We start from the raw sequence: 14,130 nt of genomic DNA, 5'->3' as shown, positions 1-14,130 counted from the left end.
TCTATTTCAAGGAGATGGAACCATGAGATTTGCGCTCGAAAATGTCCATGACGTGATCGAAAATTACAAAAGCGCGATTCTAGAACGAGACGTGGAGAAGTTTACGGCCGCGTTCGCTCCCGACATCCATGCCTATGATTGTTGGGAAGACTGGGAGATCGTCGGCCAATCCGACTGGAGGAGAATGGTCGAAGGGTGGTTTGGGGGGTTGGCGGAAGAAGGCGTGACCCTCAAAACGGATTTTCATGATGTGGCCGTGGAAGAAGATTCGAATGTCGCTTTCGTTCGCTGTGCCGTAACGTTCGCTGCGTACAACCCTTCGGGAGAGAAGCTCCGCCAGATGACCAACCGATTCACGATGGGGTTGAGAAAAGACGGCGGCTCTTGGTCCATCGCGCATCAACATTCCTCGTTGCCGATCAGTATGGAAACGGGAAAGGGCCTATTCAACCTGAGATAATCGGAACATCCGAACTCCGCCCGATAAACTGAACGAAGCCATCCGGTCAATCCGGGCGGCTTTTTTTCACGAAAATCGGCCGGCGCTGATCCTAATGGACACCTCGGTCGTTATTGGATGGAAATTGGACATTCCCGAAACGTTACGGACACGGGAGACCTTATCGGCAACATTTCACGGCTGAAAGTGATGCATTCCGCCAAATAAGCGCACCCATGTCCGTTAAAATTGGACGGATCGCGAAATGGCCTTAATAGCGGCCGCTGTGTCCGTTAACCTTGCGCTGCCTCCTCCATCCTCATGGAAGCAGCAATCCCCACAGCCTTCCCGCTGCCATACTTGTATGGTAGTATGGTAGTGACAATCAAAACCGAAGGAGGTGAAGGACACGATGGAACCGTTCGGCGGTGCCCCTGCGTCTTCCGCCCGCGAAGCCGTCTATTGGCGGCTCAGGGAGCGGATTTTAAGCCTGGAGCTGCCTCCGGGGGCGGCGCTGTCCGAGAAAGACATGTCGCTCGCTTTCCAGGTCAGCCGGACGCCGGTTCGGGAAAGCTTCGTCCGCCTGGCGCAGGAAGGGCTCGTTCAGGTGCTGCCCCAGCGGGGCACCTTCGTCTCGCTGATCGATACCGAGCACGCGCTGGAAGCCCGGTTCATGCGGGAGCAGTTGGAGCGGGCCGTCGTACGGCTGGCTTGCGAATCGTTCCCCGCCGAGAGCCTTGCCGCGCTGGATACGAACCTCATGGCGCAGCGGTCGTCTCTGGAATCCCGGGACGAGAAACGCATGTTCGACCTGGACGAGGAGTTCCATCGCACGATTTTCGCAGGCTGCCGAAAGCTCAACACCTGGAACGTCCTGCAGCAGATGAAAACCCACCTGAACCGCACGAGGCACCTGGCTTTATCCCCCGATCGGGATTGGAACCATCTATACGATCAGCACCGGGCCATCGCGGACGCGATCCGGCGGCAGGACGCGGACGAGGCGGAGAGCGTCATGCGGGATCACCTTAACCTCACCGTCACGGACCTGCACGAACTGAAACGGAAACACCCCCATTATTTCAAATAGGACGGGATGCCATCATGCGTATGACTTTTCGTTGGTACGGAGAAGGCAACGACACCGTAACCCCCGCGCAAATCCGGCAAATTCCGGGCGTCGAAGGGCTGGTCTGGTCCCTGCACGACATGCCGGCCGGGGAAGATTGGCCGGAGGAACGTATTCAGCGGACGGTCAAGCAAATCCGCGATGCCGGCTTTCACCCCGAAGTCGTGGAGAGCGTCAATGTCCACGAAGACATCAAGCTGGGCTTGCCGACGCGGGAGCGGTACATCGAGAATTACAAGCGGACGATCGAAAAGCTGGGCCGCGCAGGCGTCAAAGTGATCTGCTACAACTTCATGCCGGTGTTCGACTGGATGCGGACGGATCTCTTCAAAGAACTGGAGGACGGCTCGACCGCGCTGTTTTTCGAGAAATCGAAAATCGACGGCGTCGATCCGTTCGAGCTGGTGAAGCTGATCAGCGGGGACCGCTCGCTCACGATGCCCGGCTGGGAGCCGGAGCGGCTCGCCCGGCTAGAGGAGCTGTTCGAGGCGTACAAAGGCGTCACGGAGGAAGACCTGTGGCGGAACCTGGAATATTTCCTGCAAGAAATCATCCCCGTGGCGGAGAGAAGCGGCATCCGCATGGCGATCCATCCGGACGATCCGCCGTGGTCGGTGTTCGGGCTGCCCCGCATCATCACGAGCCAGGCCAACCTGCGCCGGTTCCTGAAGCTGCACGACAGCCCGGCGAACGGCATCACGCTCTGCAGCGGGTCGCTCGGCGCGAACCCGGAGAACGACATCGCCGCCATGGCCCGCGAATTCGCGGGACGGATACCGTTCACCCATATCCGCAACGTGCGCGTGTACGACAACGGGGACTTCATCGAGACATCCCATCGCACGCAAGACGGCAGCGTCGACATCGCCGGCGTCGTGCAAGCGCTGCATGAGACCGGATTCGACGGCTACTGCCGGCCGGACCACGGCCGCCATCTGTGGGGCGAGCAATGCCGCCCCGGCTACGGCCTGTACGACCGGGCGCTCGGCATCATGTACTTATGGGGCGTATGGGATTCGCTTGGGCGCCGGAAGCTTCAAGGGGAGGTGTCCGCATGAGCGAAGCCAACATCCAATTGCCGGCCCACGAATCGCTCGCCGGCAAAACCGCCGTCGTCACCGGGGGATCCGGCGTGCTCTGCAGCGCGATGGCCCGGGAGCTCGGCCGCCAAGGCGTGCGCGTCGCCGTGCTCGGCCGGACCGCGGCCAAGTGCGAGACCGTCGCCGAGCAGATTCGGGCCGACGGTGGCGTCGCCATCGCCGTTTCCTGCGACGTCACGGAACCGGACAGCGTGCGGGAAGCCGAGCGGATCGTACGGGAGCAGCTCGGCCCATGCGATATCCTGGTTAACGGCGCGGGCGGCAACCATCCGAGCGCGATCACGACCAAAGAGATCTTCCATCCGGACGATCTGGGCGCGCCGGACGTCATGACGTTCTTCGATCTGGCGCTGGCGGGCTTCCGCCACGTGTTCGACCTCAATCTCATCGGGACGCTGATCCCGACGCAAGTCTTCGCCCGCGGCATGGTCGGCCGCCCCGGCGCCGTCATCCTCAACGTCTCCTCGATGAGCGCGCCGAGCCCGATGACGAAGGTGCCGGCATATAGCGCGGCGAAGGCCGCGATCGACAACTTCACCCAGTTCCTCGCCGTCCATTTCGCCGAGTCGGGCATCCGGGTGAACGCGATCGCCCCGGGCTTCTTCAAGACGGAGCAGAACCGGACGCTGCTGACGAATCCGGACGGCACGCTGACCGAGCGCTCCAAGAAAATCATCGCGCATACGCCGATGCGCCGGTTCGGGGTGCCCGAGGACTTGCTCGGCACGCTGCTCTGGCTCGTCGACGAGCGAACGTCGGGCTTCGTCACCGGCATCGTCGTCCCGGTCGACGGAGGATTCATGGCCTATTCCGGAGTGTGACGGTTCCGGCCGATCGAGCAAAAAGCACGCTGCACCGGATTTCCCGCGGTGCAGCGTGCTTTATTTAGGAAGACTTAGAATGAATACCGAATCTTCTTCTGCTCGCAGACGGTTATTTCAACATCGTTTCGCTGCCATAAAGTTTTTCCCATGCCGCTTTGCGCTCGTCGATGATGGCTTGACCGCCCGAGTTGAGGTAATCCTTCATACCCGCATCATAGACAGCGTCAAACTTGTCAACCGGCGCTACGACAGCTTGGTCCAAGAAGGCATCGCGTTTCTTGCTAAGCGCTTCACCTTGACCTTCTTCGGCTTTGATTTCGCCCGCTTTGGCATTTTTGCCTACGCGTCCGTCATGCGTCGTAATCTTGTTGGCAATTTCAATGAGTCTTGCGTCAACCCCTGCATACCCGTTGGCAATGGACTTGGCGGTCAAATCCGGGTTCCCGGTGTCAAGACCGTTGCTCGTGATCGTATAGTCGATATTGGCCGGCGAGTTCATGATATATTCATCCGTAGCGGCAATCGTCTTGAAGGAACCGTCCGGCATCTTTTCGTGCGTTTTGCCTTCTTCGCCGAATTGCAGGTATACGCGGTTCTCAAGCTTGGAAATCCAATCCAGATAGAACATCGAAGCCAAAGGTTCTTTGTTGGTAGCCGGGAAGAATACTTTGCGGTCAACGGGCGCCGACAAGAACTTCCGATAAACCCCGGCATCGTTCGGGAACGGCTCAACCGCAATATAATTTGCGTCCGGACCGACAAGCTTATGAAGGTTTGCGGTAATGCCGTCTTCACCTTCACGATACGGGTAATCCCAATTGTGGATAAACGCGCCCACAAAGCCTGCTTTCATGAGATTATCTTCCGTTTTATCTCCGGCAGGATAGAGCGGGAAGTCTTTCCAGACCAGACCTTCGTTATACCATTTATTCAACGTTCTGATGCCTTCTTTGTAATTCGGGTAAAGAAGTTTGCGATCGTCAAAGCCGTAAACGTAGAGGTCCTTGTCCGTAATATTGTCCGGCACGAAGGACGTTGTCAAATGATCCGTACGCCAACCTACGTCGAAGCTCGTGGAGAAAGGAATCATCTTGTCCGCATCTTTGCCCAAGAGCGTGGAAGCGTTGTCCTTAAACGCTTTGAGCATGTTTTCGAACTCTTGCAGGTTCGTCGGCGCCTGGAGATTGAGCTTCTTCAACCAATCCTCGCGCACGAAAGTATTGATGCGGTTCAGGACGTTCAAGCGAGCTTCCAAAGCCCACAGCTTTCCGGTGTTGGGATCCCGGTCCCAATTGATGTTCGATTCGGTGAGATACCCCCACAGGTTCGGCAGAAGATCTTTGTAATCGTCGACAAGCGGTGCCAGATCCGTGATGCCGCCCATGTTGGCATAGGTTTGGATGGTCGGATACGAGTAGGTGACGCCGATATCCGGCGCTTGACCCGCGGCCAGAAGGTTGTTAAGGACTTCGCCTTCCGTCCAGCGCGGAACCGGAACGAAAGTCACTTCTACGTTATGATCGCGCAGCATTCCGTCTTTGATGAACTTCGTATAGACGTTGTCTTCGGGTTTGGATCCCCCGGTATTGCCCCGATCGTAAATCTCTACCGTGATTTTGCGAGTCTCCTTGAATCTGAGATTGGCATCAAGGCCCAGCTTTTCGAGTTTTGCGGCGGCTTCGTCGGCAGAAGGAGTTGCGGACGATTGTTCCGATGCCGGTGGAGCCGATGAGTTGGACGGGCTTGCCGAATCCTTGCTCTTGGTACATCCCGCAAACGCCAATGCGAAGACGGAACAAAGCGCCAAGATGGTCAAAAACTTGGTTAAACGCATGTAAGATCCTCCTTTTTTTGTTTGTGCCTGTTGATCGATTATAAAAATCGACAAAGTCGATTTTTACCGCGGGTGAACCATTAACCTTTTACGGCTCCGATCGTGACGCCGGAAATAAAGTATCGCTGCAACCAAGGGTAAATGAGCAAAATCGGTACGGTTGCAAACACGACGGTTGCAGACTTAATGGATTCGGACAAGCCCGGGCTGGTAAAGCCCTCCTGCGTGGCCACCTCAACGCTGGTAATGCTATTGAGAATGTTAAAGAGCAGCAATTGGATGGGATAGTAGGTTCTATCGCTCATGAACATCAACGCATCCGAGAACCCGTTCCAGCGTCCAACCGCATAGAATAGCGACAGGGTTGCCAGCACGGGCATGGAAAGCGGCAAATAGACATTAACCAGGACTCTGAGGGGCCCCGCTCCGTCCAGTTCGGCGGATTCTTTGAGGCTCTCGGGAATGCCGAAGAAGAAGCTGCGCATGATGATGACGTTGAATACGCTGATGCTGCCCGGCAAAATCAGAACCAGAGGATTATTCAGCAAGTGCAACCCTTTCAAAAGCAAATAGGTCGGGATGATGCCTGCATTGAAGTACATCGTAAAGAGAATGAGCGCCAGAAAAAATTTCTTGCCCTTCAGGTTGTCATAGATAAGCGGGTATGCGCACAGAATCGTCATGAACATACACCAAATCGTCGCGATGACCGTCAGGATCGCTGTCCATACTAACGCCCATGTGACTTTGGAATCTCCGAGCACGGCTGTATAAGCTTTGAAATTCAGATCCACCGGCCAAAGCAAAACTTGATTCTTCACCATGGCTTCCGCAGAACTTAAGGATCGTGCCACAATGTTCAAAAACGGCAGGAGACAGGCCAGAATCACCAACACGCAAATGAAAACGATGATCCAATCCCCTAATTTCGCGCTTTTTGATTTCACCATAGATTTAACAACCCCCTACCAGATGCCGCGATCGCCGAATTTTTTGGCCAGGGCGTTTGCCCCGAACAAGAAAATGACGCCAACGACGGATTGGAACAAACCGACAGCAGTGGATAGCGAGAATTGCAAACCGCGAATCCCATAGTTGTAAACGAATATGGAGATCACGTTCGAAACATCCGTCACCAGCTTGTTGCCAAGCGCATATGGTCTGTCGAATTCGCTGCCCAGAATATGACCAAGGCTTAGAATGAGCAATACGATGATGGTAGGACGCAATCCCGGCAGCGTAATGTGCCAAATATTTCGCATGCGTCCCGCCCCGTCCACGGAAGCAGCCTCGTAAAGTTCCGGGTTAATCCCTGCAATCGCCGCCAAATAGAGAATGGTGCCCCAACCGACGCTCTTCCATATGCCCAGCGCGATGTAGGTGATCACCCAATTCGTGGAGTCGTTCAGGAACGGAATGGATTCGAACCCCAACTTGTTCAGCATGATATTGACGAGACCCGAGCTAGGCGCGAAAAGCTGAAGCGCCATGCCGGCAACGATGATCCACGACAAAAAGTGCGGCATATAGGCAACCGTCTGGGTGAACTTCTTAAACCGTTTGAAGGCGAGTTCATTAAAGATGATGGCCAATATAATCGGTGCAGGGAAGCCGAATACCAAGTCTAGAAAGTTAAGAAGAAGGGTGTTTCTCAGGGCGTAAAGGAAATCGCGATTGGAAAAAGCCTTGATAAAATACTCGAACCCGTGATTTGCTGCCCATTCCATTTCCATCGGGCTCTTGACGATGCTGTAATTTTTGAAAGCGATTTGAATGTAATTCATCGGGATGTAACGGAAAATGATAAAAAAGGATACCGGCAGGAGCAACATCGCATAGAGGACCCAGTATCGTTTCATATATCCGAGCGATTTTCTTCTCACTGCTGCAGCCAAATCCTCACCGCCCTACGCATGATTTTTTCCACATCCTTTAATCTCCCCCGCAAGAAAAAAACTAAAGCGTTTCCAACACCACTGAATCGCAACGAACTTCCAACCTCACCTCGCCTAGTAGATGGTTCTGCCTTGCTCGTCCGCGATACCCGACTTGCGCAAGAAATAGCTGTTTACAACGTCCCGCCATTCCTTGGCATGCATCGATTGCTCTTGCAGACGACTCAGCACGCTCGCGTAACGATCGCCGTCTATTTTGCCTTGCAAGCCGCGCCAGGCGTCCACCAGTTTGTCCGCCTGCTCGGCGCCTTCGAAATGCGTGTCGTAGATGTGCTGAATCACCGTTTTGCCGGACTTCAGCACATGCGTGTAGGGAACGTGGTGGAAAAACAGCAGCAATTCATCCGGACAGCTGTCGACCGATTCGTAGAGCGACGCGGGAATCTCGTGGTACTGTTCCGTGAACCCGGTTCCGGTGCGGACCGTCCGGTCCACGCCGATCCCATGGCAGTCGGCATAATGGTACGTGCCCCACTTCGAATATTCATATCCGTCGACGTTCGGGCCGTAATGATGGCCGGGATTGACCATCCAGCCGACTCCGAGCGGCGACGTGTAATTCTCGTAAATGGTCCAGGAATCGAGCAGCATGCGGCGTATCGTCGCGACGACGACCGGATCGTGTCCGAACGTGATCCGCACCCATTCATCGGCAATCTGCTCCGCCGTCAGCTCCGGGCGCCATACCAACCGGCCGTATCCGTAGTAATTGGCTTGCGCCAGCAGATGACCGGTCCAATTGGAGTCGTCCCCGATATTGGATACGCCGGCGATTCCGCCAAGCGGCCGGCCGAACAATTCGCCCGTCGCCGCTTTCGCCACCGTCGAACCTTCGCCTAACGCATAGGTGTCGAAATCAAGGACTTCCTTCCATTGCGGAACCAGGAAACAAAGATGCTTCTGCTGCCCCGTATACTCTTGGGTGATCTGCAGCTCCAGCACCTGGTTCGTCTGCCGCAGTCCCCCGAAAAGCGGGGAAGCGGGTTCCCTTACCTGGAAGTCCATCGGACCGTTCTTGATTTGCAGCACGACGTTGTCGGCGAACTTGCCGTCCAGCGGACGGAAATGGTCGTAGGCGGCCCGGGCCCGGTCGGTCTTCCGGTCTCGCCAGTCTTGCAGGCAGTCGTACACGAAGCAGCGCCAGATCACGATGCCGCCGTAAGGACGCAGCGCCTCGGCGAGCATGTTCGCCCCGTCCGCGTGGTCGCGTCCGTAAGTGAACGGTCCCGGCCGGAATTCCGAATCGGCTTTGACCAGGAAGCCGCCGAAATCGGGAACGTGGCGGTACACGTCGGCAGCCCGTTCCGCCCAGAATCGTCTCACCCCCGGATCGAGCGGATCGGCCGTCGTCAGTCCGCCGCACGGGATCGGACTGGCGAAGTTCACGCTTAGGAAAAGCTTGACTCCATAATCCCTGAATATATCGGCCACGGCCGCCACCGAAGGCAGCAGCTCGGGGGTAATGAGGTTCGTCTCCGTCTCGTGCACGTTCACGTTGTTGATGGAGATCGCGTTCAATCCGACGGCCGCCATCATTCGAGCATAATCGCGTATGCGCTTACGGTCCATGATGAAATTCCCATTGCGGTAAAAAACCGATCGGCCCGCGTATCCCCGCTCGATGCTGCCGTCCATGTTGTCCCAATGATCGATCATCCGGAGTTTGGCGGCCGGCTTCTCGCTCACGCGGAGATCGTCCACGCTTTGGCCGGTCTGCATCAGGCGAAGGAAATGGAACGCCCCGTACAGCGCGCCCCGGTCCGTCCGGCCGGCAATCGCGATGTATGCCCGCCCGGGTTCCCGAACGGTCTTCAGCACGTAACCTTCTTCTCCCAGCTCCTCGAGTTCAGCCGTCTCCACCGCTCCCTGCAATTCGGCGAGGTCCCCCGCCGCAATCCGGAGAAAGCGCGGGAGATTCCCGCTTCCGCCCACCCGGGGCGCCGTGCCCAGCATCGATCCGATTCCGTTCACGAGCTCCTCGCAGGCATTCGCCAGCACAGGCGACGGCTCCGAAGCGGTCACGACGATTTCGCCGCACCATGAGGCATACTCCTCCGCTTGATTCAGATCCAGCGGCGGATATCGCAGCCATGCTTTGTACGCTTCCCCCACGCCCTCCCCGTTTCGGCTTGTCGATTCCAGAACGATCTTGTTGTCATTTTCCAATTCATTTTCCTCCAAATCAGACTTGCAACAACTCAATCATTAACAATAAGACATTCGCGGCAAACCCTTGGGTTCCCACGCAGAATAAGGCATCTTGGCCGAGGGAAAAATCATTCATTTGCTCAAATTATAGATTTAAGCGTTTTCACTATCCATAGAGCAACTAGATATTTTTTGTAATTATTAAACATCCTGATTCAATTCTTGGGACTCCGGTGGTAAGATGAATCCAGTTGCATCCCCCGTAGTGCCTTCGGGACTTCAAGCGGCAAGGAAGGTGAACCCCATGGAAACGGAATTCGAACGGCTGCAGGATCTGGTCCCGGACGTCGTGTTTTTCGTCGACAGGCGGTGCTTCCCCAATTGGGAAATCATCAAGCAAACGATCGACTTTCACGATCTGACCTTCGTCGTGGAAGGCAAGTCTAATTATTACGTCAATGGCGTCAAACACACGATCGAAGCCGGCGACGTCATCTACATCCCCGTTGGCAGCGTGCGCGAAGCGCATACGTTCAAGGAAAATCCGGCGCACTCCTATGCCTTCAATTTCAAATGGCTGCCGAACGAAAACACGGATCCGCTCCCGCTCCAGACCGTGACGAAAAACGTCATCACGAACGAACTGATCGGTTATTTCAAGCAGTTCACGCACGTCTGGATGAGCAAGCAGCCGGGATACCTCATGCAGGCCCGGGCATTGTTCATGCTGATCCTCCATCGGCTGCTGGCGAACACCAGCCGCGATTCCGCGAGAGCCGACCAGCGCGTGAATCAAGTACTCGCGTACGTCGCCGAACACTATCCGGAAGAGCTGGATTTGGCCGGCATGGCCGAGATCGTGGGCCTCCACCCGGTATACCTGGGGAAATTGTTCAAAAAGAACATGGGCTGCTCCTTCAAGGAGTATCTGAACATGATCCGGATCAACCATGCGGAAATGCTGCTGTCCACCGGCGGGTTCTCCGTCACGCAAGTTGCCGAACGGTGCGGATTCCGCGACATTTCGTATTTCAGCAACGTGTTCAAATCGGTCAAGGGCTACCCCCCTTCGACCGTGTTCAAGTGCCAGAGCGGCTGATTCCTCCCGCCCATTCCGTCCGTAAAGGAGCCTGCCGAAAATGAGCCGGAAGCGCAAATTCAACGACGATTGGTCTTTTTCCAAACACCCGCTCCGTACCGGTTACGACGCCGTCCTATCCGGCGGCACGGCCTGGACGCCGGTCGCCTTGCCGCACGACTGGCTGATCTACGATGCCCGCAACCTCTACGGCAACGGGGAAGGCTGGTACCGCAAAACGTGGACGATGACGAAGGACGAGATGTCCCCGGGCACCCGCTTCTCGCTCCGATTTGAAGGCGTATACATGGACTCCACCCTCTACGTCAACGGACAAGAAGCGGGAACGTGGAAATACGGCTACTCCACCTTCGAATTCGACATCACGCCGTTCCTCAGGGCCGGGGACAACGAGGTTGCCGTCCGCGTCGTGCACGAGGCTCCCAATTCCCGCTGGTATTCCGGCGCGGGCATCTATCGGAGCGTGTGGCTCAAAAACTACCCGGACACGCACTTGGCGGCGGACGGCATCTATATCTCGGCCGTGCCGGACAGCGGCGGCGCCTGGCGGGTCGAGACGGAAACGGAGGTCGCGTTCGGCGCCTCGGCGGCGGACGGGCTGACGCTTCGCCATCGCGTGCTCGACCGTGACGGCAACCTCGCGGCGATGTCCGAGACGCCCGTCCCTGCCGCGCGGGAAGGGGCGACCGTTCGCGTTCCCGCCGTCCTGCGGGTGGAACGCCCCGTGTTATGGGACATTGAACGGCCCTACTGCTATCGGCTGGTAACGGAACTGCGATCCGCTAACGGCACGGTTACGGACGAGGAGAGCCAAAGCTTCGGCTTCCGCACGCTGGCGTTCGACAGCGGGAAGGGTTTCTTCCTGAACGGCCGGCACGTGAAGCTTTACGGCGTCTGCCAGCACCACGACTTGGGCTGCCTGGGCGCCGCCGTCAACAAGGCCGCCTTGCGGAGGCAGATCTCCCTGCTGCAGGAGATGGGGGTCAACGCGATCCGCACCGCGCACAACATGCCCGCCGTCGAACTGATGGAACTGGCGGACGAAATGGGCGTGCTGATCGTGTCGGAAGCCTTCGACATGTGGGAACGGAAGAAGACGGAGTTCGACTACGCCCGTTTCTTCCCGGAATGGTGGCGCAAAGACGTCGCCAGCTGGGTGCGGCGCGACCGGAACCATCCGAGCCTCATCCTGTGGAGCATCGGCAACGAAATTTACGACACCCATGTCGACGAACGCGGACTGGAATGGACCCGGTTGCTGCGGGACGAAGTGTTGGCCCACGACCCCAAAGGCAACGCGCGCGTGACGATCGGCTCGAACTACATGCCCTGGGAGAACGCGCAGAAGTGCGCCGATTTGGTGAAGCTGGCCGGCTACAACTACGGGGAGAAGTATTACGATCTCCATCACGGGCAGCATCCGGACTGGATCATCTACGGCAGCGAGACGTCCTCCACCGTGCAAAGCCGGGGCGTCTACCATTTCCCGTTGTCCCAATCCGTGCTCGCGGACGACGACGAGCAATGCTCCTCGCTGGGCAACAGCTCCACGAGCTGGGGCGCGAAGAGCACGGAAAGCTGCATTATCGCCGACCGGGACGCGACCTACTCGCTGGGGCAGTTCCTGTGGAGCGGCTTCGATTACATCGGGGAACCGACCCCTTACCATACGAAGAACTCGTATTTCGGACAGCTCGACACCGCGGGTTTCAAGAAGGACTCGTACTATATTTACCAAGCCGAATGGACCGATTACCGCGTCAAGCCGATGGTCCATGTTTTCCCCTACTGGGACTTCTCCGAAGGACAGATGATCGACGTCCGGGTGTGCTCCAACGCGCCGACCGTCGAACTGTTCTTTAACGACGCTTCGCTCGGCGTCTTCCATATCGACCACGCGCACGGGCAGAAGTTGGTCGGCGATTGGCGGATCCCTTATTCCGAAGGCGTTCTGCGCGCGGTGGCGTACGACGAGGAGGGACGGAAAGTCGCGGAAGAGGTCCGCTCCTCCTTCGGGGATGCGGCCGCGCTCGTGCTCGCCCCGGACCGAACGGAGATAGAAGCGGACGGTTCGGACCTCGCGTTCGTCGAAATTTCCGCCGTCGACCGGGAAGGGCGTCCCGTCGAGAACGCCAATAACCGCGTGTCCGTGACCGTGGACGGCCCCGGCCGGTTAGTCGGCTTGGACAACGGGGACAGCGCCGACTACGATTCTTACAAAGGCGCGAGCCGCAGAATGTTCAGCGGCAAACTGCTGGCCGTGATCGCGGCCGATCCGGAGCCTGGCCGGATCACCGTGCGGGCGGAATCCCGGGGGCTGGAGCCTGCCGTGCTCGTCCTATCGGCCGTCAAGCCTCAGCGGCTCGAGAACGGCGATGAAGAAGAAGCCTGCTCGCTGTATGCCTGGACCGCGGATCCTCATGCCGGGCAGGAATCGCTCGGCGAACGGGCGGACGAAATCCCCGTCCGCAAGCTGGAAATCGTCTGTCCGCAGGGCAATCGGCTGGATGCGGACCGCCGTTCTTTGCCGGTGCGGGTCCGGTTGCATCCGGGCGACGCCACTTATCCGGAGGTCGAATGGAGGGTCACCAACGCGGCCGGCATCGACTCCAATATCGCCGTCCTGGAAGCGAACGGACAGGAAGCCGTCCTCACCGCCTTGGGCGACGGCGACGTCTACGTCCGCTGCGCCACGCGCAACGGAGCCGACCGCATCCGCCTCTATTCCGTCATGGAATTCCATATCGAAGGTTTGGGGCAAGCCTATCTGAACCCGTACGAATTCGTCTCCGCCGGCTATCACGGCGGCGCGAGCCGGAACCTGACGAACGGCAACGAACGGGGCGTCGCGACGGCGAGGGACGGGGAAAGCCGGATTTGCTTCGAAAACGTGGACTTCGGGCCCGTCGGCGCGGACGTCATCACCTTGCCGATTTTCTCCCTGGACGGCGAGCAGTTCCCGATCGAAATCTGGAAAGGCATCCCCGGGGAAGAGGGCGCCGCCTTGCTGACTCAAGTCACCTATCAGAAGCCTTCGCGCTGGAACGTCTACCAGGAGGAAACGTACCGTTTGCCGAAGCGTTTGAAAGGCGTGACCTCGCTCAGCTTCGTCCTGCGCCGCAAAATCCATCTGAAAGGCTTCCGGTTCGAGCGGGTGCTCAAGGCTTACGAACGGCTGAGCGCGCTCGATCACGATCAGATTTACGGGGACTCCTTCACGATCGCGGAAGACGCCATCGAGAACATCGGCAATAACGTCTCCCTCGTGTACCGCGACATGGACTTCGGGGAATCCGGCAGCACGAAGCTCGTCCTCTGCGGGCGCTCCCCGCTCGACCGGAACACGATCCATCTCTTGTTCAGCGGTCCCGGCGGGGAAACGAAACAGATGGTCGAGTTCGGTTACTCCGAAGATTACGTCGAACGGGAATTCCCGCTGCGGGAACGCGTCTCCGGCCTGCAGACGGTCACGCTGGTGTTCCTGCCGGGCAGCCGGTTCGATTTGAAGGAGTTCCGGTTTTTGCCATCCGGATTGGATTGAAAAACAACGGCAGCCTAGGATCGGATAACGAAACCCTAGACTGCCGTTGTTGTAGTCATCG

The 14,130-nt window shown here is 57.6% G+C and carries 10 protein-coding genes; 6 read left to right on the top strand and 4 right to left on the bottom strand.

Annotated features, from left to right (window positions below; genetic code table 11):
• Positions 1 to 22 precede the first annotated feature (22 nt).
• From PTZ19_RS15990 to PTZ19_RS15975, 4 genes are all read left to right on the top strand, one after another.
• Positions 23 to 460, top strand: a complete 438-nt coding sequence (locus PTZ19_RS15990) for a YybH family protein (protein WP_276356075.1) — start codon at positions 23 to 25, stop codon at positions 458 to 460.
• Between the two features lie 391 nt (positions 461 to 851).
• Entirely contained in the window at positions 852 to 1,529 is a 678-nt protein-coding gene (locus PTZ19_RS15985) for a GntR family transcriptional regulator (RefSeq protein ID WP_276356074.1), read from the top strand.
• Between the two features lie 14 nt (positions 1,530 to 1,543).
• The gene (uxuA, locus tag PTZ19_RS15980) at positions 1,544 to 2,626 is read left to right on the top strand and encodes a mannonate dehydratase (protein ID WP_276356073.1); all 1,083 of its coding nucleotides are present in this window, start codon (positions 1,544 to 1,546) and stop codon (positions 2,624 to 2,626) included.
• Entirely contained in the window at positions 2,623 to 3,489 is an 867-nt protein-coding gene (locus PTZ19_RS15975; protein WP_276356072.1) for an SDR family oxidoreductase, read from the top strand. The genes uxuA and PTZ19_RS15975 overlap by 4 nt, the downstream gene beginning before the upstream one ends.
• 112 nt (positions 3,490 to 3,601) lie before the next feature.
• Here the strand turns inward: PTZ19_RS15975 and PTZ19_RS15970 are convergent, their stop codons facing one another.
• From PTZ19_RS15970 to PTZ19_RS15955, 4 genes are all read right to left on the bottom strand, one after another.
• Entirely contained in the window at positions 3,602 to 5,326 is a 1,725-nt protein-coding gene (locus PTZ19_RS15970; protein WP_276356071.1) for a type 2 periplasmic-binding domain-containing protein, read from the bottom strand.
• 80 nt (positions 5,327 to 5,406) lie between these two features.
• The gene (locus tag PTZ19_RS15965) at positions 5,407 to 6,276 is read right to left on the bottom strand and encodes a carbohydrate ABC transporter permease (protein WP_276356070.1); all 870 of its coding nucleotides are present in this window, start codon (positions 6,274 to 6,276) and stop codon (positions 5,407 to 5,409) included.
• 15 nt (positions 6,277 to 6,291) lie between these two features.
• The gene (locus tag PTZ19_RS15960) at positions 6,292 to 7,221 is read right to left on the bottom strand and encodes an ABC transporter permease (protein ID WP_276356069.1); all 930 of its coding nucleotides are present in this window, start codon (positions 7,219 to 7,221) and stop codon (positions 6,292 to 6,294) included.
• Positions 7,222 to 7,335: 114 nt separating this feature from the next.
• Positions 7,336 to 9,393 carry an alpha-glucuronidase family glycosyl hydrolase gene (locus tag PTZ19_RS15955; protein ID WP_422615010.1) on the bottom strand — a complete coding sequence of 686 codons (2,058 nt, stop codon included), beginning with the start codon at positions 9,391 to 9,393 and terminating at the stop codon, positions 7,336 to 7,338.
• 340 nt (positions 9,394 to 9,733) lie between these two features.
• On the opposite strand from PTZ19_RS15955, the gene PTZ19_RS15950 reads away from it, so the two are divergent.
• Together PTZ19_RS15950 and PTZ19_RS15945 are read left to right on the top strand one after the other, a co-directional pair.
• Positions 9,734 to 10,528 (top strand): AraC family transcriptional regulator, encoded by a 795-nt coding sequence (locus PTZ19_RS15950; RefSeq protein ID WP_276356067.1) that lies wholly within the window; start codon positions 9,734 to 9,736, stop codon positions 10,526 to 10,528.
• Positions 10,529 to 10,568: 40 nt separating this feature from the next.
• Positions 10,569 to 14,069 (top strand): glycoside hydrolase family 2 TIM barrel-domain containing protein, encoded by a 3,501-nt coding sequence (locus tag PTZ19_RS15945; protein WP_276356066.1) that lies wholly within the window; start codon positions 10,569 to 10,571, stop codon positions 14,067 to 14,069.
• Positions 14,070 to 14,130 lie beyond the last annotated feature (61 nt).

Source organism: Cohnella caldifontis, from assembly GCF_029360585.1.
GTDB classification, from domain to species: Bacteria; Bacillota; Bacilli; order Paenibacillales; family Paenibacillaceae; genus Cohnella; species Cohnella caldifontis.
Note: the sequence above shows the minus strand (reverse complement) of the source record. Positions and strands in the feature narration are given on the sequence as shown.

Bases quoted from the DNA above. Each gene is read 5' to 3' on its own strand.
- PTZ19_RS15965 (WP_276356070.1), bottom strand. From the start codon at position 6,276: ATGGTGAAATCAAAAAGCGCGAAATTAGGGGATTGGATCATCGTTTTC.
- PTZ19_RS15970 (WP_276356071.1), bottom strand. From the start codon at position 5,326: ATGCGTTTAACCAAGTTTTTGACCATCTTGGCGCTTTGTTCCGTCTTC.
- PTZ19_RS15975 (WP_276356072.1), top strand. From the start codon at position 2,623: ATGAGCGAAGCCAACATCCAATTGCCGGCCCACGAATCGCTCGCCGGC.
- PTZ19_RS15950 (WP_276356067.1), top strand. From the start codon at position 9,734: ATGGAAACGGAATTCGAACGGCTGCAGGATCTGGTCCCGGACGTCGTG.
- uxuA (WP_276356073.1), top strand. From the start codon at position 1,544: ATGCGTATGACTTTTCGTTGGTACGGAGAAGGCAACGACACCGTAACC.
- PTZ19_RS15990 (WP_276356075.1), top strand. From the start codon at position 23: ATGAGATTTGCGCTCGAAAATGTCCATGACGTGATCGAAAATTACAAA.
- PTZ19_RS15945 (WP_276356066.1), top strand. From the start codon at position 10,569: ATGAGCCGGAAGCGCAAATTCAACGACGATTGGTCTTTTTCCAAACAC.
- PTZ19_RS15985 (WP_276356074.1), top strand. From the start codon at position 852: ATGGAACCGTTCGGCGGTGCCCCTGCGTCTTCCGCCCGCGAAGCCGTC.